The 23,081-nt window shown below is 73.2% G+C and carries 17 protein-coding genes and 1 pseudogene; 9 read left to right on the top strand and 9 right to left on the bottom strand.

Translation table 11 applies throughout. The features are described 5' to 3' along the window. Nucleotides 1–704: pseudogene (locus ACWGDE_RS13555) on the bottom strand (FAD-dependent monooxygenase); the annotation flags it as partial. Nucleotides 705–840: 136 nt separating this feature from the next. Between ACWGDE_RS13555 and ACWGDE_RS13560 the strand changes: the two are divergent. Next, complete coding sequence (locus ACWGDE_RS13560) at nt 841–1,482, top strand: TetR/AcrR family transcriptional regulator (protein WP_453389134.1); 642 nt, start codon at nt 841–843, stop codon at nt 1,480–1,482. 52 nt (nt 1,483–1,534) lie between these two features. On the opposite strand, the gene ACWGDE_RS13565 is transcribed toward ACWGDE_RS13560, so the two are convergent. The 3 genes from ACWGDE_RS13565 to ACWGDE_RS13575 form a co-directional block, all read right to left on the bottom strand. Continuing rightward, nucleotides 1,535–3,148 carry an alpha/beta hydrolase gene (locus tag ACWGDE_RS13565; protein ID WP_453389135.1) on the bottom strand — a complete coding sequence of 538 codons (1,614 nt, stop codon included), beginning with the start codon at nt 3,146–3,148 and terminating at the stop codon, nt 1,535–1,537. Nucleotides 3,149–3,544: 396 nt separating this feature from the next. Next, nucleotides 3,545–5,038 (bottom strand): UDP-N-acetylmuramoyl-L-alanyl-D-glutamate--2,6-diaminopimelate ligase, encoded by a 1,494-nt coding sequence (locus tag ACWGDE_RS13570; RefSeq protein ID WP_453389136.1) that lies wholly within the window; start codon nt 5,036–5,038, stop codon nt 3,545–3,547. A 329-nt stretch (nt 5,039–5,367) separates the two neighbouring features. Continuing rightward, complete coding sequence (locus ACWGDE_RS13575) at nt 5,368–5,520, bottom strand: hypothetical protein (RefSeq protein WP_453389137.1); 153 nt, start codon at nt 5,518–5,520, stop codon at nt 5,368–5,370. Nucleotides 5,521–5,621: 101 nt separating this feature from the next. Here ACWGDE_RS13575 and ACWGDE_RS13580 point away from each other — a divergent pair, with 101 nt between their 5' ends. Beyond that, a complete protein-coding gene (locus tag ACWGDE_RS13580) occupies nt 5,622–6,818 on the top strand; it encodes an MFS transporter (RefSeq protein WP_453389138.1) in 1,197 nt (398 codons plus the stop codon). Here the strand turns inward: ACWGDE_RS13580 and ACWGDE_RS13585 are convergent. Next, nucleotides 6,779–8,074: a sensor histidine kinase gene (locus ACWGDE_RS13585; RefSeq protein WP_453389139.1), complete on the bottom strand. Its 1,296-nt coding sequence runs from the start codon at nt 8,072–8,074 to the stop codon at nt 6,779–6,781. The two genes, ACWGDE_RS13580 and ACWGDE_RS13585, sit on opposite strands and share 40 nt — an antisense overlap. Next, entirely contained in the window at nt 8,071–8,727 is a 657-nt protein-coding gene (locus ACWGDE_RS13590) for a response regulator transcription factor (protein WP_453389140.1), read from the bottom strand. The genes ACWGDE_RS13585 and ACWGDE_RS13590 overlap by 4 nt, the downstream gene beginning before the upstream one ends. Nucleotides 8,728–8,899: 172 nt before the next feature. Between ACWGDE_RS13590 and ACWGDE_RS13595 the strand changes: the two genes are divergently transcribed. From ACWGDE_RS13595 to ACWGDE_RS13615, 5 genes are read left to right on the top strand one after another with little or no spacing between them, the layout of a single operon-like run. Beyond that, entirely contained in the window at nt 8,900–9,427 is a 528-nt protein-coding gene (locus tag ACWGDE_RS13595) for a hypothetical protein (RefSeq protein WP_453389141.1), read from the top strand. A 2-nt stretch (nt 9,428–9,429) separates the two neighbouring features. Further along, entirely contained in the window at nt 9,430–10,596 is a 1,167-nt protein-coding gene (locus ACWGDE_RS13600) for a peptidoglycan-binding protein (RefSeq protein WP_453389142.1), read from the top strand. Beyond that, nucleotides 10,593–11,324, top strand: coding sequence for an ABC transporter ATP-binding protein (locus ACWGDE_RS13605; RefSeq protein WP_453389143.1), 732 nt, complete (start codon nt 10,593–10,595; stop codon nt 11,322–11,324). The genes ACWGDE_RS13600 and ACWGDE_RS13605 overlap by 4 nt, the downstream gene beginning before the upstream one ends. Then, nucleotides 11,321–12,514 carry an ABC transporter permease gene (locus ACWGDE_RS13610; protein WP_453389144.1) on the top strand — a complete coding sequence of 398 codons (1,194 nt, stop codon included), beginning with the start codon at nt 11,321–11,323 and terminating at the stop codon, nt 12,512–12,514. The genes ACWGDE_RS13605 and ACWGDE_RS13610 overlap by 4 nt, the downstream gene beginning before the upstream one ends. 60 nt (nt 12,515–12,574) lie before the next feature. Beyond that, nucleotides 12,575–13,237: a DUF1963 domain-containing protein gene (locus ACWGDE_RS13615; protein ID WP_453389145.1), complete on the top strand. Its 663-nt coding sequence runs from the start codon at nt 12,575–12,577 to the stop codon at nt 13,235–13,237. A 37-nt stretch (nt 13,238–13,274) separates the two neighbouring features. Here ACWGDE_RS13615 and ACWGDE_RS13620 read toward each other — a convergent pair whose 3' ends face one another. Beyond that, nucleotides 13,275–14,198 (bottom strand): hypothetical protein, encoded by a 924-nt coding sequence (locus ACWGDE_RS13620; RefSeq protein ID WP_453389146.1) that lies wholly within the window; start codon nt 14,196–14,198, stop codon nt 13,275–13,277. 217 nt (nt 14,199–14,415) lie between these two features. Further along, a complete protein-coding gene (locus ACWGDE_RS13625) occupies nt 14,416–14,817 on the bottom strand; it encodes a RidA family protein (protein ID WP_453389147.1) in 402 nt (133 codons plus the stop codon). A gap of 100 nt (nt 14,818–14,917) precedes the next feature. Here ACWGDE_RS13625 and ACWGDE_RS13630 point away from each other — a divergent pair, with 100 nt between their 5' ends. Continuing rightward, nucleotides 14,918–15,910, top strand: coding sequence for a helix-turn-helix transcriptional regulator (locus ACWGDE_RS13630; protein WP_453389148.1), 993 nt, complete (start codon nt 14,918–14,920; stop codon nt 15,908–15,910). A gap of 60 nt (nt 15,911–15,970) precedes the next feature. Here ACWGDE_RS13630 and ligA read toward each other — a convergent pair whose 3' ends face one another. Further along, nucleotides 15,971–18,049, bottom strand: coding sequence for an NAD-dependent DNA ligase LigA (ligA, locus tag ACWGDE_RS13635; RefSeq protein WP_453389149.1), 2,079 nt, complete (start codon nt 18,047–18,049; stop codon nt 15,971–15,973). A 212-nt stretch (nt 18,050–18,261) separates the two neighbouring features. Here ligA and ACWGDE_RS13640 point away from each other — a divergent pair, with 212 nt between their 5' ends. Further along, nucleotides 18,262–23,073 carry an aminotransferase class I/II-fold pyridoxal phosphate-dependent enzyme gene (locus tag ACWGDE_RS13640; protein ID WP_453389150.1) on the top strand — a complete coding sequence of 1,604 codons (4,812 nt, stop codon included), beginning with the start codon at nt 18,262–18,264 and terminating at the stop codon, nt 23,071–23,073. The last annotated feature ends 8 nt before the right edge of the window (nt 23,074–23,081 follow it).

The following is a 23,081-nucleotide window of genomic DNA, read 5'->3' on the forward strand; positions in this document are numbered from 1 at the left end:
GGTATCGGGTCGTGCCACTCCGCGAAGCGGCGGAGCGGCTCCAGCCGGCCGCCGGCCGGGCGCGTACCGGCTTCGGGGGCGGTGGTGTTGACGGTGGCGAAGAGGTAGACGCGTCCGTCGGCGAGCGGAACCACGCCGAACCGCTCGCCCCGCCCCCAGGTTTCGGCGGCGGACTGGGCCGGCAGGCCCTCGCCGGACACCACGGTCCGCCATGCCGCTTCACCGGCGTGCCGCAGCCCGGGGTGGCGGGGGAAGAGCTGCCCGCGGAGCGGGCTGTGGATTCCGTCCGCACCGAGTACGACGTCGGCCCGCAGGTCCCCCGCCGAGGTGCGCACGGTGACGGCGTCACCGGCGTCCTCCACGCCGGTCACCGCTACGCCGAGCTGCACGAGGTCGTCCGGCAGGCCGGCCGCGAGGGTCTCGATCAGGAAGCCGCGGTGCACGGCGCGCGCGGGCGGCCCGTAGCGGGCGGGCAGCGACACGCCGTCCGAGCGGCTCAGCCAGGTGCCGCCGGGCTCGCGCAGCCCGAGGCTGGCGGGGAGGGCCTTGCCGGTGGACAGGGCGGAGGCGAGCCCGATCGAGTCCAGGGCGCGCAGGGCGTTGGGGGCCAGCACGATGCCGGCTCCGATGCCCGTGAGTTCGGTGGAACGTTCACACACGGTGACGTGCCACCCCCGCCGGTGCAGCGCGATCGCCGCCGTCAATCCCCCGATGCCTCCTCCGGCCACCACAGCGTGACGCACGCGCATCTCGACCGCCTCCCCCGCATTCTCTGCATCGCCCCAACACCCTCTACGGATGTAGAGGATGCTGAAGACTATACAGATGTAGAGTTGCGGTGTGTCCACCCCCCCTTCCTCTCCCGCCACGGCCCCCGACCCCCGGGACCGGCGTGCCGTGATCGCCGACGCCGCCATCGGCACCGTGGCCGCCGCCGGGCTGCGCGGCCTCACCCATCGCGCCGTCGACGCCGCCGCGGGCCTGCCCGCCGGCAGCACCTCGTACTACTTCCGCACCCGCAGCGCCCTGATCAGCGCCTGCTACCTCCGCCTGGCCGAACTCTCCGTCGCGGACGTCGACCACTGGGAAACGGGCCACGGCCGGCTGGGCACCCGGGGCGACGGCCGGCCGGACCTGGATTCCGCCGCCGTCGCACTGGCCGCGCTGCTCCACCACTGGCTGACGGCGGCGCGCGAACGCCAGCTCGCGCGCTTCGAACTCACCCTGGAGGCGACGCGCCGTCCGGAACTCCGGGCCGACCTGCACACGGCCCGGGTCGCGGCACGCTCCAAGGCCACGCTCCTGCTCGCGGCGCTCGGCGCGACCGATCCCGTCGCGACGGCCGAACTGCTCGTCGCCTGGACGGACGGCCTGCTCTACGACCGGCTCGTCGGCTCCCTGGACGAGAACAGCCCGCCTCCGGACATGGCCGAGCTGGCGGAGGTCACCCGGCGGATGCTCGTGGCCGCGCTATCGGGCTGAGCCGAGGCCACCGGCCCCGGCCGCGGCGCGTACCCGGCACGCGCTCCGCCCGTCAGCTCGGGCAGTTCGCCGTCTTCGGTGGCAGGACGCCCTCGACGAGGTAGTCGTCGACGAAGCGGTCCGTGCAGGCGGAGCCCGACATGTAGGCGCCGTGGCCGGTGCCCTCGCGGATGATCAGCGAGGCGTTGCCCAAGTCGGCCTGCACGGCACGGGCGTTGTCCAGAGGTGTCGCGACGTCGTGCGTGTAGGAGACCAGGAGCACGGGCGGAGCCCCGGCCGCGGTGATCCGCTCCGGCCCCCCGGCGGGCGGTACGGGCCAGGCGGCGCAGTCGACCATGCTCCAGGCGTTGGTACGGCCGAAGAGCGGCGACTTCCCGGCCAGGGTCTCGGCGGCGTCGAGGAGTTCCCGCGCCGTGCGGGGAGCCTTGCTGTCCAGGCAGAGGACGGCCATCTGAGCGATGTCCGAGTTGAAGTCGGCATCGGCCCGCGGGGCCACGCCCCCCACGGCACGGCCCCGGCCCGCCGTGTCGCCCGGGTCGCCGCCGTCGGGCGTGCCGTTGTCCTTGGTCAGGGACATCAGGGGAGTGGCGTTGCCCGCGAGGCCCGCGGCGAGCGCCCGGGTGAGCAGGGGCCAGTCCTCCTTGCGGGGCAGGAGTTTGGTCACGGCGTCGGTGGCGACCGTGGTGGTCAGCTCCTCGCCGTCGGGTCCCGGCAGCGGCTTGCCGTCGAGGGACTGGACGAACGCGGTGACCCGGGAGACCACTTCGTCGCCCGTGGCGCCGAGCGGGCACCTCCCGCCCGCGGCGCACTCCTCGGCGTAGCGCTGGAACTCGGCCTGCGTGACGGTGACATCGAGGTCGGTGACCTGACGCATGTCCCGGCCCGGGTCCACGACTCCGTCCAGGACGAGGCGTCCCACCCGGTCGGGGAAGAGCTGCGCGTACTTCTGGCCGATGTAGGTGCCGTACGAGGTCCCGACGTACGTGAGCTTCGCGTCGCCGAGGACCGTACGGATGATGTCGAGGTCGCGGGCCACACTGGCGGTGTCCATGTGGGCGAAGACGGGGCCGCTCGCCTTCTGGCAGGCCTTGGCGCGGGCGCCGGCTTCGGCGAACGCCTTGTCCGCCTCCGCCTCGGTCCGGGGCATCCTGGTCAGGTCGGCGCCCTGGGGGGCGTTCTTGCCGGTCGGGCAGCCGACCGGGGCCGAGTCCCCTATGCCGCGCGGGTCGAAGCCCACCAGGTCGTAGCGGGCGGACGCCTTGTCGCCGGGCTTCCACGCGCCGCTCGCCACGTCCGCCGCGGCGCCCGCGCCGGGGCCGCCCGGGTTGTGGAGCAGCGATCCGAGACGGCCGGCCCGGTCCTCGGCCTTCACCCGGGAGACCCTCAGCTCGATGGATTCCTTCGCGGGTGCGGCGTAGTCGACCGGGACCTCGATCCAGGTGCATTCGGCTCCGGGAAGGGCGTCCTTGACCACGTCCGGCCCGCAGGGTGTCCAGTGGGGCTGCTGCTGGGCGAACCGGGCGGGCAGTGCGGGCAGTGCCGTACCGCCGGCGCCCTTCGACGCTGCCCCGTCGCGCGGGGCGTCTGCGGCGCCCGCGGAGCAGCCCGCGGTCGCCAGTGCCGCGACGGCCAGGGCTCCCGCGGTGCGGGTCAGGGTCATACGCATGGGTGCTCCCTTTCGTGGTCCTGCCGCGCACGTGCTCCGACAGCTCCCCCCGAGCGGGAGGGGACCGTGACCACACCGCTGCCGGCCACTGCGGGGACCGGCTGCGGGAGGTGGTGCGGGAGGTGGGCGGGGCGCCCGGTCGGCAGTGTGCCGCTGTGCGCGGACGCCCGTGAAACCGCCCGTCATCGCAGGTCATGGCGGGCTCACCCACTTTGACCGGCCGACCCGCGCGGGGACATCACACCCGGATCACACCTGCCCGCCGGTCCCGTACCGGCGGTGTAACGGCGGCTCCGTCCGCTGCTCCGTTCCCCGGGCCCGGCCCCGGCACCGGAGCGGTCCAGCCCCCGGCCCCCGGCGTCAGCCCCGGCACCGGCGGCGCTCCGGGCCCGCCCTTCAGACCTGCCGCGAGGCGAGGTCCCGTACGGTCGCCATATCGCTGAAGGGGAGCAGTTCCTCACCCACGATCTGGTGGGGCTCGCTGCCCTTCCCCGCGATCAGGACGATGTCCTCGGGCCCCGCGGCGGCCAGCGCGAGGGAGATGGCCTTGCGCCGGTCGGCGCAGCGCTCGTACGGGGTGCCGGTCGACTCGATGCCGGGGGCGATCTGGTCGAGGATCGCCTCGGGGTCCTCGGTGCGGGGGTTGTCCGAGGTCAGGACGCAGAGGTCGGAGTGGGTTCCCGCGATGCGGCCCATCTCGGCCCGCTTGGTGGTGTCCCGGTCGCCGCCGCAGCCGAAGACGGTGACGATCCGGCCCCGGGCGAATCCGCGGATGGCGGTGAGGACCTTGTCGAGGGAGTCGGGCGAGTGGGCGTAGTCCACGATGACCGAGGTGCCGGCGGGGGTGACGAAGCGCTCGAAGCGGCCCGGGACGGGCGGCATGTGCGCGAGCGCGGAGACGAGCCCGTCCAGGTCGTGTCCCAGGACCCGACAGGCCGCGACGGCCGCCAGGGCGTTGGACACCGAGAACCGGCCCGGTACGGGGATCGCCGCCGGGTACTCCTTGCCCTCGTGGTGCAGGGTGAAGCGGGTCCCCGAGGCGTCGGCGATCAGGTCCGTGGCGCGGAAGTCGGCCTGTGCGTCGAGGCCGTAGGTCGTCACCGCGTCCGGCATCATCGCCCGGATGCCGGCTCCCACCGGGTCGTCCACGTTGACCACCGCGTGCCGGCACAGGCCTTGGAAGAGCCGCATCTTGGCGTTCGTGTAGCCGGCCATCGTGCCGTGGTCGTCCAGGTGGTCCTGGGTCAGGTTGGTGAAGACGCCCACGTCGACGAACGTCCGGTCCATCCGGTACGTCTGCAGTGCCATCGAGGTGGCCTCCAGCACCACGCTGCCGGTGCCCCGGTCGCGCATGTGGCCCAGGAGGTACTGCAGGTCGGGCGACTCCGGCGTGGTCAGCACCGAGGGCGGCATCGGGATCATCTCGTCGCCGATCCGGCTGCCCGCCGTTCCGATCACGCCCACGGAGACGCCCTCGGAGATCCTCAGCAGCGACTCGGCCATGTAGGAGATGGAGGTCTTCCCGTTGGTTCCGGTGATCGCCACCATGTCCATGTGCCGGCCCGGCTCGCCGAAGTAGCGGGAGGAGGCGACCGCGGCCGCCTTGCGGGTGTCGGACACCCGCACGACGCACACCGCGGGCGGCAGTTCCCGGCCAGGGGGCGCCTCGGCGGCTCCCGCCTCGTCGACGATCACCCCCGTGGCACCGCGCGCGAGCGCCGCGCCGATGGCGGCGGGTCCGCCTCCGCGGTGGCCGGGGACCGCGATGAAGAGCGAGCCCGGCACCACCCGGTCGACGTCGAAGGTGGTGCCCGCGGTGATCCGCGTCGATTCGGCGTCGCCCTGGATGACGTGGTGCTCGTGGCCGGTCAGCAAACCGCTCAGTTTCACGGTGGTCCCTTCGGAGGCGGTGCGGTCCGGGTCGCGGACCGCGCCTGGCGGCGGCCCCGGACGGATCGTCGGGACCGCGGTGATGGTGTGGGGAGCGCGGTACGCCGCCCTCGAAGGCGGGGCGGCCGGATGGGGGCGCGGTGATCGGTACGGGCCGACGGAAGGAGGGCCCGTCGCCATGGGCGGTGCGGAAGGGTGCTGCGGAGGGGCGCCGCGGAAAGGCCCTGCGGCAGGGGCCGGTTGCCCGCCTGGGAAGCCGGCGCGGGAGGGACCGGGCGCGAAGCGGGAAGGCTGCGCGAGAGGTTGCGCGGGGCGCGGTGGGGAAAGCGCTAGCCGTGGCCGTGCACGACGCCGCGGCCCACCGTGGGGGCCTGCGCGTCGGCGGCGGTCCGCGGGCTGACACCCGTCCGGCCTGCGGAAACCGCCCGTACGGAAGGAGCGGCCTGTGGCAGGCACTCCCCCGTGACACGTGTGCGGTTCATGCGCCGAGTGTACGGGCGGACGGACGGGTGCCCGGACCGTTCATGATCCGTTCGGCGCAGTCCTGCGTGCCCGAACGGTCCAGTGGGTCTTGACTGACGGGATGGACGCCACGTCGACGTCGCGGCCCTCGAGCGCCGCGTACCGCAATCTGGTCCTCGCGACGCTCGGGTTCACGCTCACCTTCTGGGCGTGGGACCTGATCGCGCCGCTGGCCGGCGACTACAAGGACCGGCTGGGTCTCAGCTCGTTCCAGCAGTCGCTGCTCGTCGCGGTGCCCGTGCTGGTCGGGTCGCTCGGGCGGATCCCGGTGGGCGCGCTGACCGACCGGTACGGGGCCAGGCTGATGTTCCCGGTGGTGGCCGCGCTCACCATCGTGCCCGTGCTGCTGCTGGTCCCGGCCCGCGACAGCTACGGGCTGACGCTCGCCGTCGGCTTCCTGCTGGGCCTGGGCGGCACGACGTTCGCGATCGGCATTCCGCTGGTCAACTCCTGGTTCCCGCCCGACCGCCGGGGCTTCGCGCTGGGGGTCTTCGGCATGGGCATGGGCGGTGTCGCGCTGTCCGGGTACGTCACGCCGCGCATCGCCGAGCACGACCCCGACCTGCCCTTCCTCGTCGTGGCGCTGGCGCTCGCCGGCTACGCGGCCCTGGCGGCCCTGCTGCTCAGGGACCGGCCGGACCGGCCCGTGCCGACGGCCTCGCTCGCGTCGCGGCTGCGCGGGGCGGGACGCCTGCGGGTGACGTGGGAGCTCGCCGCGCTGTACGCGATCGGGTTCGGCGGGATCGTCGCGTTCGGGGTGTACCTGCCGACGTACCTGAAGACCTGGTACGGCCTGTCGGCGACCGACGCCGGCACCAAGGCGGCGGGCTTCGCCCTGGTCACGGTGGTGTTCCGGCCGGTCGGCGGCTGGCTGTCGGACCGGATCCACCCGGCGCAGGTCACGGCCGGGGCCCTGGGCCTGGTGGCGCTCCTCGCGATCGTGCAGGCCTTCGACCCGGCGATGAACCCGGTCGGCACGCTCGCCCTGCTGTTGATGGCAGCCGGACTGGGAACCGCCAGCGGCAGCGTGTTCGCCCTGGTCTCGCAGGTGACTCCACAGCCGCAGGTGGGCAGCGTGACGGGCATCGTCGGAGCGATGGGCGGGCTCGGCGGCTTCGTGCCCCCGCTGGTCATGGGCGCGATCTACAGCGCGAAGGACTCGTACTCGATCGGCTTCATGCTGCTGTCGGACCTCGCGCTCGCCGGGTGCGTGTACGCCTACGGGCGGATGCGGACCGTGCGGCCCGCCGCGTCCTGAGCGGCGGGTTCCCCTGGCGGCGCCTCCTGCCGCCGCTCCGGCGGGAGGTCGACGCGGACCGCGAGTCCGCCGCCGGGGCGGGGAGTCGCGGTGATCTTGCCGTGGTGGGTGAGGGTGATCGCGCGGACGACGGCGAGTCCCAGCCCCAGGCCCTTGCCGGGACGCCCCGGGCCGCGCTGGAACGGCTCGAAGAGGGAGGGGATCTCGGCGGGGTCCACGACGGGTCCCGTGTTGGCGACCTCGATGAACGCCAGCCCCTCCTCGACCCCCGTGGTGACGGTCGCGGTGCCGCCCGCCTGGTTGTGCCGTACGGCGTTGGCCAGCAGGTTGAGTGCGATCTGCCGCAGGAGCGAGGGGTCGCCCGCGACCGGGGCCGCTGCGGGGTCCACGGTGATCCGGATCCCGGCGGCCCGGGCCTCCTGGGCCAGGTCCTCCTCGGCGTTCCTGGCGGCGTCCGCGAGGTCGACCGGGTGGTGTGTCAGGTTCTCGCTCTCGCCCCGGGCAAGGGTCAGCAGGGCGTCGATCAGACGCTCGGTACGGGCATTGGCGTCCAGCGCGCGCCGCAGGGCGGGTTTCAGGTCCTCCGGGACCCTGCCCTGGGCCAGCGGGATCTCCAGTGCGGTGCGCTGGATGGTGAGCGGGGTGCGCAGTTCGTGCGAGGCGTGCGCGGTGAAGTGGCGCTGGGCGGTGAAGCTCCGGTCCAGGCGGTCGAGCATGGCGTCGAAGGTGTCGCCGAGTTCGCGGACCTCGTCGTGGGGTCCGGTCAGGCCGAGCCGCTCGTCGAGGATGCCGCCGGCGCTGATGCGCCGGGCGGCGGCGGTGACCTGGGTGAGCCGGTGCAGCGAGCGGCGGCTGGCCCACCAGGCGAGCAGTGCGGCCAGGGTGGTGAAGAGGGCGAGCAGCAGCAGGGACCGTACGAGCAGTTCGGCGAGGACGCTGTGCTGGAAGTCCTCGAAGGCTTCGGTGGGCGTGGTGAGAGCGGCGGGCTGCGAGGACTCCAGGGGTGTGGGGGTGGGGGTGGGGACCGGCCCGGGCTCCGACGGCGGGGTGAGCGGGACCACGGCCTGATCGGGTTCGGGGATGACGAGGTAGCGGTTGTCCTCGATGAGCTGCCGGGAGCTCAGCCAGTTCAGCAGGAGCAGTCCGGTGCCGAGGAAGGCGAAGACCGTGGTGGTCGTCAAGGTCAGCCGGCCGCGCAGGGGCAGCCGGTACGGGGAGGGGCGGCGGTCGGTACGGCCGCGTCGGCGGAGACTCACAGTCGGTACCCGAAGCCGGGGTTGTGGTGGATCAGTGCCGGTTCGCCCATCTTGCGGCGCAGGGAGTGGACGGTGACCCGTACCGCGGTGGTCGCCGGGGACAGGGCCGCGTCCCAGAGGCTGTCCCTGAGTTCCTCGGTGTCGACGGGGGCGCCGTCCGCCGCGAGCAGCAGTTCCAGTACGCCCAGTTCCCTGGGTGTCAGTTTCAGCGGACGGCCGTCCCGTTCGGCGACCCTGCGGACGGTGTCCAGGCTGACGCCGCGCCGGCTGAGCACGGTGGGGGCGCCGCCCGTGGACGCCCGGCGGCCGAGCGCGCGCAGCCGGGCGATCAGCTCCAGGTAGGAGAAGGGCTTGGACATGTAGTCGTCGGCGCCCTGGCCGAGGCCGTCGACCAGGTCGGACAGGCTGCCGGCGGCGGTGAGCATCAGGATCCTGGCCGGATGGCCGGCCGCGTTCAGGGCCCGGCAGACGGCGTCTCCGCTGAGCTGGGGCAGATCCCGGTCGAGGACCAGGACGTCGTAGTCGGTCGCGGCCGTCAGTTCCAGTGCGCGGGCGCCGTCGTGGGCGATGTCGCAGACCATGCCTTCCCCGCGCAGGCCCTCGGCGAGCATCTCGGCCAGCTCCGCCTCGTCCTCGACGATGAGCACTCGCATTCCGTCCCACTCCGCTCGGCCGTGCAACGGGGCCGTCCCGTGTGCGGACCCGCGGCTCAAGGATGCCCCGGGGAGGGTTAGCCGGTGGTTAGGCACAAGGTCACCGACGGCTAACCCGGCGGTCCGTAGAACTGCATCTACGTCATCGTCGTGACCCAGCAGGGAGCAGAACATGCAGAGCCGAACCGCACGGGCCTTGACGGCCGTATGCGCCGTGACCGCGGCGCTGGTGATGAGCGGTTGTTCCTCACCGGAGTCCGCCCCCGAGGTCGCCGGGGGCAACGGCTCGGGCAAGAGCAAGCCGCAGGACGACAACGCGGTCCGGCGGGCCTGGGTGACCTGCATGCACGAGCAGGGGCAGAACGGCGTCGACCAGGACAAGGACGGCAACATCTTCACGCCCGCGGCCGGAACCGGCGCCGATGTGTCCGTCGACGCGTACGAGGCCGCGGCCAAGGTCTGCGACGCGAAGGTTCCCGGCATTCACCAGGCCACGGAGAAGAGCGTGCAGAAGTTCGTCGACGAGGCGCGTGCCTGGGTCGCGTGCGGGAGGAAGAACGGCTACCCGGACCTTCCCGACCCCGACCCCAAGACCGCCGTCCTCAACATTCCCCGGCTGTCGTTCGACGCGGCCAAGTGGGACGCGATCCAGCCGGCCTGCAGCAAGCTGCCCGCGCCCAGCTACCAGATCGGGCAGTGAGCATGTCCCAGAGCGTTGAGCCCTCCGGGTCCGGGACCGTGACCGGGACCGACCCCGGCCACGGCCACGGATCCGGTCGCAGGAAGCGCCGGGGGATCGTCGTACCGGTCGTCCTCATAGCCACGCTCGCGGGGGCGGCCGCGTGGGGTGCCACGCGCCCTTGGGAGCGCGGGGGTCCGGTCGCCGAGCAGCAGTCCCCCGGCCACGGGACGGCGGTGGTGGAGAAGGGATCGCTGTCCACCAGCATCCAGGTCGCCGGATCCCTCGGCCACGACGCGCCCACTCCCGTCGTCGGATCCGGCCAGGGAACCATCACCGCCCTGCCCGCCGTCGGCTCGGTCGTCAAGGCAGGCGGCACGCTCTACGAGGTCGACGGACGCCCCGTCGTCCTCATGACGGGAAACCGCCCCATGTGGCGGGACCTCGGCCCCGGTGTCGGCGACGGCCCCGACGTCAAACAGCTCAAGAGCAACCTGGTCGCCCTCGGTCACGCCGACGGGCTCCGGCTCGCCGTCGACGAGAAGTTCACGGACGGCACCGCCACCGCCGTCAAACGGTGGCAGAAGGCGGTGGGAGCGAAGGAGACCGGCACCGTCACGCCCGGCAGCGTCGCCATGCTGCCGCTGGGCACCGTGCAGGTGCAGAAGCTCGGCGCGCAGCTCGGCTCCGCCCTCGGGGCGACCGCGGTCATGACCGTGACCAGCACCGACCTCGTCGCCGTCGTCCAGCCGGCCGAGAACCAGCTGTCCCAGTTCAAGCCCGACGGGAAGGTGGTGGTGAACCTCGCCGGCGCGGTCACCGTCGAGGGCCGCATCCGCTCCCTGATCCGCGGGGACGCGGGCGCGGGCGACGGCGGCTCCGGCGGCGGGGGCGCGGGCGCGGGCGGTCAGCAGAAGACCTCCGTCACCATCGTGCTCGGCGACCAGGACAAGGCCCGGCAGGCCGGGCCGAGTTCCGTGACGGTCAACGTCGTCGGCGAGACCGCCGCCGACGCCCTCATCGTCCCGGTCACCGCGCTGCTCGCCCTGGACGGCGGCGGCTACGGCGTCAAGGTCGTGGACGGCACCACCAGTCGGCTGGTCAAGGTCCGGCTGGGACTGGTCGCCGACGCCAAGGCGCAGATCACCGGCGACGTGGCGAGCGGCGACCAGGTGGTGATCCCCAAGTGACACCCTCAACGGCAGAGGGCGGCCGCGCACCCGTACTTGAGCTCACGGGCATCACCAAGGAGTATCCGGGTTCGCCCCCGCTGCGCATCCTGCACGGCATCGACCTCACCGTCGAAGCCGGCGAACTCCTCGCGGTCGTCGGCCCCTCGGGCTCGGGCAAGTCCACCCTCCTCGCCCTCCTCGGCTCGCTCGACCGGCCCACCGCCGGCCGGCTGCGCTTCGAAGGGCGCGACCTCGCCGGCCTCTCCGACTCCGAGCTGGCTGCTCTGCGGGCGCACCGGATCGGGTTCGTCTTCCAGCAGTTCTTCCTGCTTCCCGGACTGACCACGGTCGAGAACGTCGCCACCGGCCTCCTCTACAACGGCACCCGCGACGCCCGGCGGCGCGAGGCGGCGGTCGAAGCCCTGCGCGAGGTGGGCCTCGGCCACCGCCTGGACCACCATCCCGACCAGCTGTCCGGCGGCGAGAAGCAGCGCGTGGCGATCGCCCGCGCACTCGTCGGCCGTCCCGCGCTGCTGCTCGCCGACGAGCCCACCGGAGCGCTGGACAGCGCCTCCGGCGCGGCCGTCGTCGACCTGCTGCACGCCCTGAACGCGGCCGGCACCACCGTCGTCGTCATCACCCACGACCGCGACCTCGCCGCGTCCTTCCCCCGGCGCATCGGCATCCACGACGGCCGCATCGACTTCGACGAACGCCGTCCGCACCCCGCGGGAGCCGTCCGATGAGCCCTTCCCGACGCCGTACCCGGCTGCGCCCGGCGGACCTGCTGCGCCTGGGCATGATCGGACCGCGTACGCGCAAGGTCCGTTCGGCCCTGTCGGCCCTCGGCATCTGCCTGGGCATCGCCGCCGTCATCGCCGTGACCGGGATCTCCGCCTCCAACCAGGCGCACCTGCTGGCCCGTCTGGATCAGCTCGGCTCCAACCTGATCACCGTCACTCCCGGGAAGGACGTCAACCAGCAACCCGTACCGCTGCCGCACACCGCCGAGAAGATGCTCGCCAACATCGCCCCGGTGCAGCAGGTCACCGCGACCGGGTCCACCAAGGCCGAGGTCTACCGCAACGACCTGGTTCCCAAGCAGCAGACCGGCAGCATCACCGTGCTGGCCGCCCGGCTGAACCTGCTCGACGTCCTGCACGCCACCCCGCGCAGCGGCAAGTGGCTGGACGAGGCCGGCGAGAAACTCCCCGTGACCGTGCTCGGCGACCAGGCCGCACAGCGCCTCGGCGTGACCGCGCCGGGCGAGCGGGTCTGGCTGGGCGGGCAGTGGTACGTCGTCACGGGGATCCTGGCGCCGAACGAGCTGGCCCCCGAGCTCTCCACGGCCGCCCTGGTCGGCTGGCCCCAGGCCACCGCCCACCTGGGCGCGGACGGCACCGCCGCCACCGTCTACCTGCGGCCCCACCCGGAACGCGTACCCGATGTCCAGGCCGTGGCCGGCGCGACCGCGAACCCCGCCAACCCGAGCAAGGTCGCCGTCAGCCGCCCCTCCGACCTGCTCACGGCGCGGAGCGAGGCCAAGGGGGCCCTCACCGGACTGGTCCTCTCGCTGGCCGGGGTCGCCCTGCTCGTGGGCGGCGTCGGCATCGCCAACACCATGGTGGTGGGGGTGATGGAACGCCGCGGCGAGATCGGGCTGCGGCGCGCGCTGGGCGCCAGGGGCGGGCAGATCGCCGTCCAGTTCCTGCTCGAAGCCGTGCTGTTGGGCTTCATCGGCGGCATCGGCGGGCTGGTCGTGGGCGGCATCACGGTCTACGGCTACGCCCTCGCCCAGGGGTGGCCGGCCTCCATCCCGCTCTACACGGTCGTCGCCGGTCCCCTGGTCTCCGTGCTGGTCGCCGCCCTCGCCGGGATCTACCCGGCTTCGCGTGCGGCCAGGGCGTCCCCCACGGACGCCCTGCGCTCGGCCTGAGCCCGGCGCGCGCTCGGGTCGCGCGGGGGGTGTCGTAGGGCTGGCCTAGAGTCGTGCTCCATGACGACCCTGATGATCGACGCGGGCCCGGTTCCGCCGGACGCCCCGGTCACCCGGACCGGTGGTGGACCGCTCGCCCCTGCCGGCACCGAGTGGCCGTCCTGTACCTCCTGCTCCGGACCGATGCAGTTCCTGGCCCAGGTGGTACTGGACGACGTCGACGGCATCGATCGTGGGGCGGCCGCCCCGGGCCGTGGGGTCCTCGCCCTGTTCGCGTGCCAGAACGACCCGGGCATGTGCGAGGACTGGGCTCCGGACTCGGGCGGGAACCGGGCGCTCCTCTTCCCGCCCGAGGGTCTTCTGCCGCTGTCGCCGCCCCCGCTCGGCGAGGGCGTCGACGAGCACGTCGTGAGCCTCGGCGCGGTCCGCTCGGTCACCCGTGAGTCCGCGGCGGAAGCGGATTACGACCTGGCTCGCGAGGCGTGGGCCGGGAAAACGGGCCGGCCGCAGACCGAGGTGCTCGGGCAACTCGGCGGAGAGCCCGCGTGGCTCCAGGGGGACGAGACTCCAACGTGCCCTTCGTGCGAGCGCCCGATGCCTTTGATCGTCCAGCTCGAGCAGGGCCCCGATCCCGGCACGGCCATGAACTTCGGCGGCGGTGGGTGCGCGTACGCCTTCGCCTGCGAGCCCTGCGCCCGCGCCCTCTTCCTGTGGCAGTGCTGAGCCGGCTTCACGGGGAGTTCGAGGCGCCGGGGGTCCGTCACACACCGCCCAGCGCCGCGTGCAGTTGCGCATAGGTGGGGGCGAGTTGCCGCAGCCGCGCCGCGGCGGCCCGGTCGTCGCCGTGCACCAGCGGGTACTGCAGACCGCCCAGGATCCGGGCCTGGCGCTGCGCGATGGAGGCCGCGTCCGACAGCCCCAGCTCCTCCAGGCACATCGCCGCGTCCACCAGACGGCGGGTTCCCACGCGGACGCCGAACGCGGTGAGCAGCGTACGGATACCGGGGGGTGTGCCCTGGGCGACCGTGTCGGCGAGCGCTTCGACGGCGGCGGCTCCGCCGAGCGAGCCGGGCGGCATGGGCAGATCGTCACGGCCGGCCAGCCACCGCGCGGCTCCCGGCAGCGACGCCCTCAGCGCGTCGACGGGGGTGACCCCGCGACGGCGTACGAAACCGGTCCGCAGCACGTACGGGGCTTCGATGTAGGCCACCGACTTCGCCTCCCACGCGGAGAGGAAGGCCCGCGTCGGCAGCGTCGCCCAGGGGTGGCCGTGGGGGTCGTGGAGTTCGACGCCCTCCTCGTCGGCGGCGAGCACCACGACGTAGTGGTCACCTCCGTCGGCGTTCGGCGTGCCGGGCTGGTACAGCAGGAGGCCCATGTCCACCGGCCCGACCAGGACCGGCCCGTGCGCGCAGGCGGCCCGCAGCCGTTCCAGCGCTTCGGCCGGCGTCCCGCCGTCGCTGCGTTCGCAGCTCCAGCCCAGCAGTGCGATCGCGTCGTCGAGGCCGGCTTCGGGGTGCCAGCCGTAGGGGTCGAACAGCGGCAGGGAACCCGCGATGAGCTGGGCGCCGAACGGCGAGCCCGTCAGTGTCTCGATGACCGTGGTGGAGGGTGCTTCCCCGCCGAGCATCATGGCCAGCGAGTTGGTGTAGCAGTAGGGGCCGGAACCGACGTAGCCGAGCACGAGGAACCCTTCGTAGGAGCAGAGGAGATCTCCGCCGGCAGAGATCGCCGGGCAGGTGCGAGCAGTAGACCCCCTCACACGGTGTCAGGGTCAACTCCCGCCCGATCCCGCGCTCCGCGGAACCCTTCGCCGCCCGTCTCGCACGGCCCCGGGAGCTCGCGCCGCCGGGGCCGCCACCCGCGCCGGGTCGGACTGCCCGGGCGCGGGTGGTGGCGGATCAGGGGCGGGCGGCCACTGCTTCCACCTCGAACAGCACGTCGGGGGTGGCCAGGCTCGCGACACCGATGAGGGTCTGTGTGGGCGGCTTGGTACCCCAGACCTCCTGTACGGCCCCGGCGATCGGTCCGAGCTTGCTCATGTCGTGATTCACCACGTAGGTCCTGAGCTGGACGACGTGCCCGAAGTCGAGCCCGTGGGCGTCAAGGGCGGTTCCGATGTTGCGGAACGTCTGCTTCACCTGCTCGGCGAAGTCGGCCGAGACGACCGCGCCGTCCGGGTCCGATCCGTACTGGCCCGAGATGAAGACCAGTTCAGAGCCCGCGGTCACGGTGGCGGTGTGGCTGTAGCCGAACGGGACCGGGTCGTGCAGACCATCAGGGTTGACGATGGCGTGGGACATGTGGATCACCTTTCGCATGCAATGGCGCTCTGCCCTGCTGCTGATAAGCCTCGCAACCAATCACGACATCCTGTGTCATGTATTCCCGTAGAGTTTTCGTATGCGCGCCGACCGGTTGGTATCGCTGGTCCTGCTGCTGCGGCAGCACGGCCGGCTGTCCGCGGCCGCGCTGGCCCGCGACTTGGAGGTGTCCACCCGTACGGTGCTGCGCGACATCGAGGCGCTGTCCGCGGCCGGTGTCCCCGTCTACGCCGAACGCGGCCGGCACGGCGGTTTCGCGTTGCTGCCCGGTTTCCAGAGCGAGCTCACGGGGTTGAACCACGACGAGGCACTGGCCCTGCTGGTCGCCGGATCGCGGCGCGGCTCGCAGACGTTCGGCCTCGATTCGGCGCTCGCTTCGGCCATGCGCAAGGTGGTCGACGCGCTGCCCGAGAGCTATCGGGCCACCGCGGCGGGCGCGGCCCAGCGCCTGCTCATCGACCCGGAGACCGATCTCCTCTCGCGCCGGCTGGACGCCGACGAGGTGCCCGACGCCGTGGTGGCCGAGGTCCGGCGCTCGGTGTTCGCCGGACACAAGCTGCGCATCCGCTACGCGGCCGTGGGCCAGGACCCGAAGTGGCGCACGGTGGACCCGATCGGCCTCGTCACCGTGCGGGGCCAGGGCTACTTGCTGGCCGCGAGGTCCGGCGCGGACCGTACGTACCGGCTGTCGCGGATCCTGTCCGCCGAGGAACTCTCTGAACCGGCGCAGCGGCCGGAACGTGTCGATCTGGACCGGGCCTGGCAGGAACGCAGCACCCGGTTCCGGACCGGCGGCGACCAAGTCACCGTCCTGGTACGGATGAACCCCGCCCGGCGGGCGGAACTGGTGGGCACGGCGCTGGCCGTCCTCGCCGAGGAGACCGACGAGGACGGCCGGCTGCGGCTGGAGGTGAGCTTCCAGGACGCGAGACACGCCGAATGGGCGGTGTGGCAGCTCGGCACGCACGCGGAAGCCCTGTCCCCGCAGTGGCTGCGCGACTCCCTCCGCGCCCGCGCCACCGCGCTCGCCGCCCGCTACGAAGCCCCACCCCGGGACGCGGCCCCATCCTGAGGACCGCCGCCCGGGCTCCGGCGGCGGCTCCGTCGTACCTGCTGCCCAACGGGCGGGCGGTCAGGGCAGGTAGGCGGCGACCAGGTCGGCGAAGGCTTCCGGGGTGAGGACCGTGACGCCCAGCTCCGCGGCCTTGACCGCCTTCGAGCTCGGCTTCCCGTTCGGGGAGGCCGCGCAGACCAGGTAGGTGGTCTTGGAGTTGACGCTGCTGCCCGCCCTGCCGCCGGCCTTCTCGATCAGGGCGTTCATCTCCGAGCGCCCCATCTCCGCCAGCGGGCCGCTCATCTTGCCGGTGACGACCACGGTCTTGGCCGCCAGCGGGCCGTCATCGGCCGTCGGGGCCTGCTGAGGCTCCGTCATGTTGACCCCGGCCGCCACCAGTTTGTCGATGACCTGGGCCAGGGAGACGAGCTGTTCGACGATGACCGGAGCCTTCTCCCCGCCGATGCCCTCGACTTCCTGCAGGGCGACGCCGTCGGCCTGGCGGATCGCCTCCATCGTGCCGAAGTGGGCGGCTATGCGGCGGGACATGCTGCGCCCGGTGCCGAGCACGCCCAGGGCGCAGAAGACGCGGCTGAGCGGACGGGACTTGGCGGCCTCCAGCTGCTCGGCCAGCTTCGCTCCGCGCTTGGCGCTGCCGGACGCGGCGGTGAGCTGGTCCTCGGTGAGGGTGAACAGGTCGGCGATGTCGGTGACGTCGCCGGACGCTATGAGGGCGTTGACGTAGGTCTTGCCGAGGCCGTCGATGTCGAGGATGTCGCGCCCGGCGGCGTACTCGATCAGTGCGGGCAGCGCGCAGCCGGTTCCCTTCGCGCAGCGCCACCGCTCCTGGTCCTTGTTGATCTCTCCGCCGCAGTTGGGGCATTCCGTGGGCAGCGGCACCTCCGGGGCGCCGGCCGGGCGGCGGTCCGCGAGGGCGGCCTGGACCCGGGGGATGATGTCGCCCGCCTTGTAGACGGTCACGGTGTCCCCGAGGTGGAGGTCGCGGCGGCGGATGTCCGCGGGGTTGTGCAGGGTGGCCCGGGTGACCGTCGATCCGTCGATGTCGACCGGTTCGAGGATGGCCGTCGGGGCCAGTACGCCGGTGCGGCCCACGTCCCAGACCACGTCCTTCAGTACGGTCTGCCGTTCGACGGCCGGGAGCTTGAAGGCGATCGCCCAGTACGGGAACCGGCTGCCGAACCCGGCCGCGGCCTGCTCGGTGGCGTCGTTCGCCTTGATCACGACCCCGTCGATGCCGAACGGCAGTCCGGCGCGCAGTGCGGCGATCCCGTCCACCTTCTGCTGCGCCTCGGCGAGGGTGGCGACCACGTGCAGGCCCGCGGGCGTGCCGGCCGTGGTCTGCACCCCGGCCTCGGCGACGGCGGCCAGGGACTCGGCGTGCGTGGCCCCGGCGGGCACGAAGGCGGTGCCGTCGAGCTCCACCACTCCGTACGCCCAGAACGTCATCGCGAGCCGGTACGGACGGTCCTTCGCGCGCAGGGTGCCGGCCGTGCCGTTGCGGGGGTTCGCGAAGGCCTGCGCGCCGTGTGCGGTGCGGACCTCGTTCGCGGTCTCGAACTGTTCCTGCGTGAACAGGACCTCGCCGCGCACCTCGAACGTGGCCGGCACGGGCAGCTGCTCGGGCAGGCCCTCGATGGTGCCGATGACGTGGCTGACGTCCTCGCCGTGCGTGCCGTCGCCGCGGGTGATGATCTGCTCGAGCCGCCCGGCGCGGTAGCGGGCCGCGACGGCCGCCCCGTCCATCTTCGGCTCGACGGTGAACCCGCCGGCGGGCTCCCGGCCCAGGCGGCGCTGGAGCGAGGCCCCCCATGCCAGCAGGCCGGCCGGGTCGAAGACGTTGTCGAGGCTGAGCAGCCGCGTGGTGTGCGCCATGTCCCCGACGGGAGCCGCCCCGTCGCCGACGAGGCCGGTCGGGGAGTCCTGGGCGACCTCGTCCGGGTGCTCCGTCTCCCAGGCCAGGACGGACAGGCGCAGCCGGTCGTAGGCGGCGTCGTCCAGGGGGCTGTTCTCGCCGCCGTAGTACGCCTGGGACGCCTCGCGAAGCTGCTGGAGCGCGGCGTCGTACTCGGCACGGCCGGCCGGGCCGGACACGTCGGACTGGCTGGTCAGAGCCTCTTCGGCAGGAGGGATCGTCATGGGGATCATCCTCTCCCAGGGGTCTGACAATGCCCGGTGGCCGGCCGGTGAGCCCGGTCCCCCGGCTCCTGTCAAGTGACGAATAGCCGGGGCTACGGCCCCGGGCGTCCCCCGGGCACGGTGGAATCCGGCCCTCCTGCGCGCAGCGGGAGGACGGCCGACCGGAGCCCCCGTCGCCGACCGCCCGGGGCACGACACCAAGGAAGATCCCCATGACCGACATCGCCATCACCGGACTCGGCTGCCGCTTCCCCGGAGCCCCCGACATCCGCGGCTACTGGAAGCTCCTGATGAGCGGGGAGCGGCAGTTCTCCACGGTCCCGGGGGAACGGTGGAACCACGGGATCTTCCACGAACCCGGCAACCGGTCGGCGCCCAACGCCGCGTACACGGACCAGGTCGCCTTCCTGGACGGCGTGGACCGCTTCGACGCCCTGCACTACGGGATACCCCCCTCCCGCGCCCGGGCCATGGACCCGCAGCACCGGCTGATGCTCGACGTCTCGCGCGAGGCCCTCGCCGACGCGGGGATGGGCCGCGGGGACTTCGACCGGGAGAACACCGGAGTGTTCTTCGGGGTGTCGGTGTCCGACTACAAGGACCTGATGGCGGCCCCGATCCGGAGCATCACCCTGGCCGAAGGCCGGCAGGCTGCGGACGACCGGGCCGGCATGGACGCCATCAAGGAGCAGGCCGCGCAGCTCGGCTGCGTCGAGGCCTTCAGCCTGCCCGGGAGCCTCCTGAACATGGCGTCCGGCACCGTGAGCCGGTACTTCGACCTCGGCGGCCCCAGCTTCGCCGTCGACGCCGCCTGCTCCAGCTCGCTGGTCGCCCTCGACCAGGCGGTGGCCCAGCTGCGCCAGGGGAACTGCCGGCTCGCCCTCGTCGGCGGCGTCTACCTCAACCTCACCCCCGACAGCCTGGTCGGCTTCTCCCGGCTCCGCGCCCTGTCCCCCACCGGGGTGTGCCGCCCCTTCGACGAGGGAGCCGACGGCTTCGTCCTCGGCGAAGGCGCCGGTGTCGTCGTCCTGCGGCCGCTCGCCGACGCGCTCGCCGACGGCGACCGCGTCTACGCCGTCATCAAGGGAATCGGCTCGGCCAACGACGGTGCGTCTCCCGGACCGCTGCTCCCCACCCCCGAAGGCCAGCTGCGCGCCATGCTCCGGGCCTACGAGGACGCGGGCGTCGCCCCCTCCTCCGTGGGCTTCCTCGAGGCCCACGGCACCGGCACCGCCGCGGGCGACCGTGCCGAGGCGGAGGCGCTGCGCCGGCTGCGCACCGAGTTCCCGGACGACGACCCCGGTCTCTGCTACGTCGCCTCGGGCAAGGCCCTGATCGGGCATTCCCTGGCCGCCGCGGGCATCGCGGGACTGATCAAGACGGCTCTGGTCGTGCACCACCGCATGATCGTGCCGCAGCCGCACACCACCCCCCATCCCGACCTGGGGATCGCCGCCGCGGGCCTGCGCTTCGCCGACACAGCACGTCCCTTTCCGAGTGGGGGCACGCCCCGGCGCGCCGCCGTCAGCTCGTTCGGGTTCGGCGGCACCAACGTCCACGTGGTGCTGGAGGAGCAGCCTGCCCCAGCCCCCGCCCGCCTCCCGGAGCTCGACGGACGCGGAAGCCGGGAAGACACCGGCCCCCACCTCGTCCTCCTCTCGGCCGGCAGCCCCGGGCTGCTGGACCAGCACATCGGCGACGTACTCGACGCACTCGACGCGCCGGACCGTGCGCCGCTGGCAGCCGTGGCCCACACCCTGGGCTCCCGTGAGCTGCTGAAGGCCCGGCTCGCCATCGTGGCCGCCGACACGGAGGGATTCGTCCAGCGGCTGCGCCACGCCCGCGAGCAGCTCCTCGCCGGCGCCCGGGGCGACCTCGGCGACGGTGCCTTCGCCGCCGACGCCCCGCTGCCTGCCGCGCAGCGCCGCATCGCCTTCCTCTTCCCCGGTCAGGGCAGTCAGCGGCCGGGCATGATGCGGGACCTCTACGAGCGGTTCACCGGCTTCCGGTCGGCCGTCGGCGTGCTCAGCGCCGTGGCCCGGGCGGAACTCGGCTTCGACCTCGGCGACCTGCTCTACGGCGAGGCCTCGAAGCGCCACGGCGACGCGGAGGCCTTCCGGCAGCGGCTCGCGGCCACCGACGTCTGCCAGCCGCTCCTCGGCACCGTCCAGATCGCGGCCACCCGGGTCCTCGCCGACTGCGGCATCACCCCCGACCTCGCCCTCGGCCACAGCGTCGGCGAGTTCGCCGCGGCCTCGGCCGCCGGAGCCCTCACCCACGTGGACGCCGTCCGGCTGCTCGTCCACCGGGGCGCGGCCCTACGGCGGGCCGAGAACGGCTTCCGGGGCGGGATGCTGGCCGTGCAGAGCGACAAGGAGACCTGCCGCCGGCTCATGGACGGCATCGAGGACGTCTGGCTCGCCTGCTTCAACCAGCCGCGCCAGGTCGTCGTCAGCGGTACGCCGGAAGGGCTCGCCGCCCTGCGTCAGGCCTGCGCCGGGGCCGGAGTCGTGACGGCGGCGCTCGAGGTGTCCAACGCCTTCCACTCCCCGCTGGTGGCCTCCGCCGAGGAGAGCATGCGCTCGGGCCTCGCCACCCGCCGCATCAGCGGACCCGTCCTGCCGTTCGTCTCCTCCGTGAACGCGCAGGTCTGCACCGACCCGGACCGGCTGCGCGAGCTGTGGACCCGCCACGCGTCCGCGCCGGTCCACTTCGGCGACGCCGTCCGCACCGCCTACGAGCAGGGGGCCCGCGTCTTCCTGCAGGTGGCCGGCGGCAGCTCGCTCCTCACCTCGGTCCGCCGCAACCTCACCGGTCACGGCGACGTCCACGTCATTCCCGTCGGCGGGGAGACGCCCGACGGGGGACGGAGCTTCGTGCTGGCCCTCGCCCGGCTCGCGGTGCTCGGCGCCCCGGTCGACCCGCGCGCCCTGGTTCCCCAGGAGGAGCGCCGTCTGCTGGACCTCCCGGTGGCGAGGCTCGACACGCAGTCGTACTGGGTGTCCGCCAAGCGCCCGGCGAAGAAGGACACCGCCGGTGGCCCCGTCCCGACCCCCGAGCCGGCACGGCCGGCGCCCGCACAGCCCGCGCAGCCCGAGGAGACCCCGATGAGCGACCCGATGAACGACGCGATGAACGAACTGCTCCAGCTGGTCCAGCAGCAGGTCACCCTGCTCACCCACCTCGGCAGGGCACTCGAAGCGCAGCCCGCCACCGCGGCCCCTTCGGAGGCCGGCACCACGCCTTCGCCCGCCCCCGAGGCTGCCCCGACGGCCGCCCCGGAGCCGGTCCTGGCGGCGGTCCCGGAGCCGGTCCTGGCGGCGGTCCAGGAACCCGTCCTGGCGGCCGTCCCGGAACCCGCCCCCGTCGCCCCGCCCGTCCCTGCCGACCCGCCGGCCCCCTCGGCCCCGCAGGCCCCGTCGGACGAGGACTCCGCCCCGGCCGGGGGCATGGACGAGGTCACCGAAACCGTGCTCGCGCACGTGGCCCGGATCAGCGCCTTCCCGGTGGATCACCTGCGCGGCGACCAGCTCCTGATCGACGACCTCGGCTTCGACTCGCTGATGCTGACCGACCTGTTCACCTCCCTCAAGCGGCAGTGGCCCCTGTGGAGGTTCGACGAGGCGGTCGCCGACCGTCCGACCGTCGCGAGGATCGCCGCACTGATCGCCGGCGGTCCGGCGGACGCCGCACCGGCAGCCGTCCCCGGACAGCGCGCGGAATGCGACAACGGCTCACCGGACGGCGACGAAGCCCCTCCGACACCGTCACCGGCGCCGTCCGCCTCCCCGCTGCCCGAGGAGCACACCCGCATCGAGTGCTTCCCGGAGGTCGCCGCCCACGGCGAACGCATCGCCATGCTCGACCGGATCGGGCTGGCCAACCCGTACTTCCTCGTCCACGAGGGCGGTATGACGGCCACGACCGTCGTGGACGGCCGGGAACTGCTCTCGTTCTCCAGCTACAACTACCTCGGCATGGCCACCGACCCCCAGGTGAACGAGGCGGCCAAGCAGGCGATCGAAAGCTGCGGGACTTCCGCGTCGGCCAGCAGGCTGCTGTCCGGCAGCCGGCCGCTCCACCTGGAGCTCGAAAGCGAACTCGCCGACCTGCTCGGATGCGAGGCCGCGATCACCCTGGCCAACGGCCACGCCACCAACGTCACCGTGATCGGGCACCTCGTCGGACCGGGAGACCTCGTCATCCACGACGCCCTCGCCCACGACAGCATCCTCCAGGGATGCAAGCTCTCCGGGGCGACCCGGCGGCCGTTCCCCCACAACGACGCGGCCGCCCTCGACGCCATCCTCGGGCAGGTCCGTCACCAGTACCGGCGGGTGCTCGTCGTCGTCGAGGGCGTGTACAGCATGGACGGGGACATCGCCGACCTGCCGGCCCTCATCGAGGTCAAGAGCCGGCACGGCGCCCTGCTGATGATCGACGAGGCGCACAGCATCGGGACGATCGGCGCCACGGGCCGTGGCATCGGCGAGCACTTCGGCATCGACCGCTCGGCGGTCGAGCTGTGGTCGGGGACTCTGTCCAAGGCCCTGGCCAGCTGTGGCGGCTACGTCGCCGGGAACCGGTCGGTCGTGGAGTACCTGCGCTACACCGTTCCGGGCTTCGTCTACAGCGCCGGCATGACCCCGGCCGACACGGCCGCGTCCCTGACCGCCCTGCGCGTGCTGCGGGCCGAGCCGCAGCGCGTGGCCCGGCTGGCACAGAACGCCGCGCTGTTCGTCCGTCTCGCGCGGGACGCGGGCATCAGCATCGGGGACAGTCACGACACGCCCGTCGTCCCGTGCATCGTCGGGGACTCGCTGAGGACCCTGCGGCTCGCGGAAGCCCTGTTCCAGCGGGGCATCAGCGTCAACCCGATCCTCTACCCGGCCGTACCCGAGGAAATGGCCCGGCTGCGCTTCTTCATCACCCGTGACCACACGCCCGACCAGATCCGTGACACCGTGGCCGCCCTGGCGCACGAGCTGCGGCAGCTGGACACGGACACGGCCCGCGCCGCCTGACCGCCGCC

It is taken from the genome of Streptomyces sp. NPDC054956 (assembly GCF_053609185.1).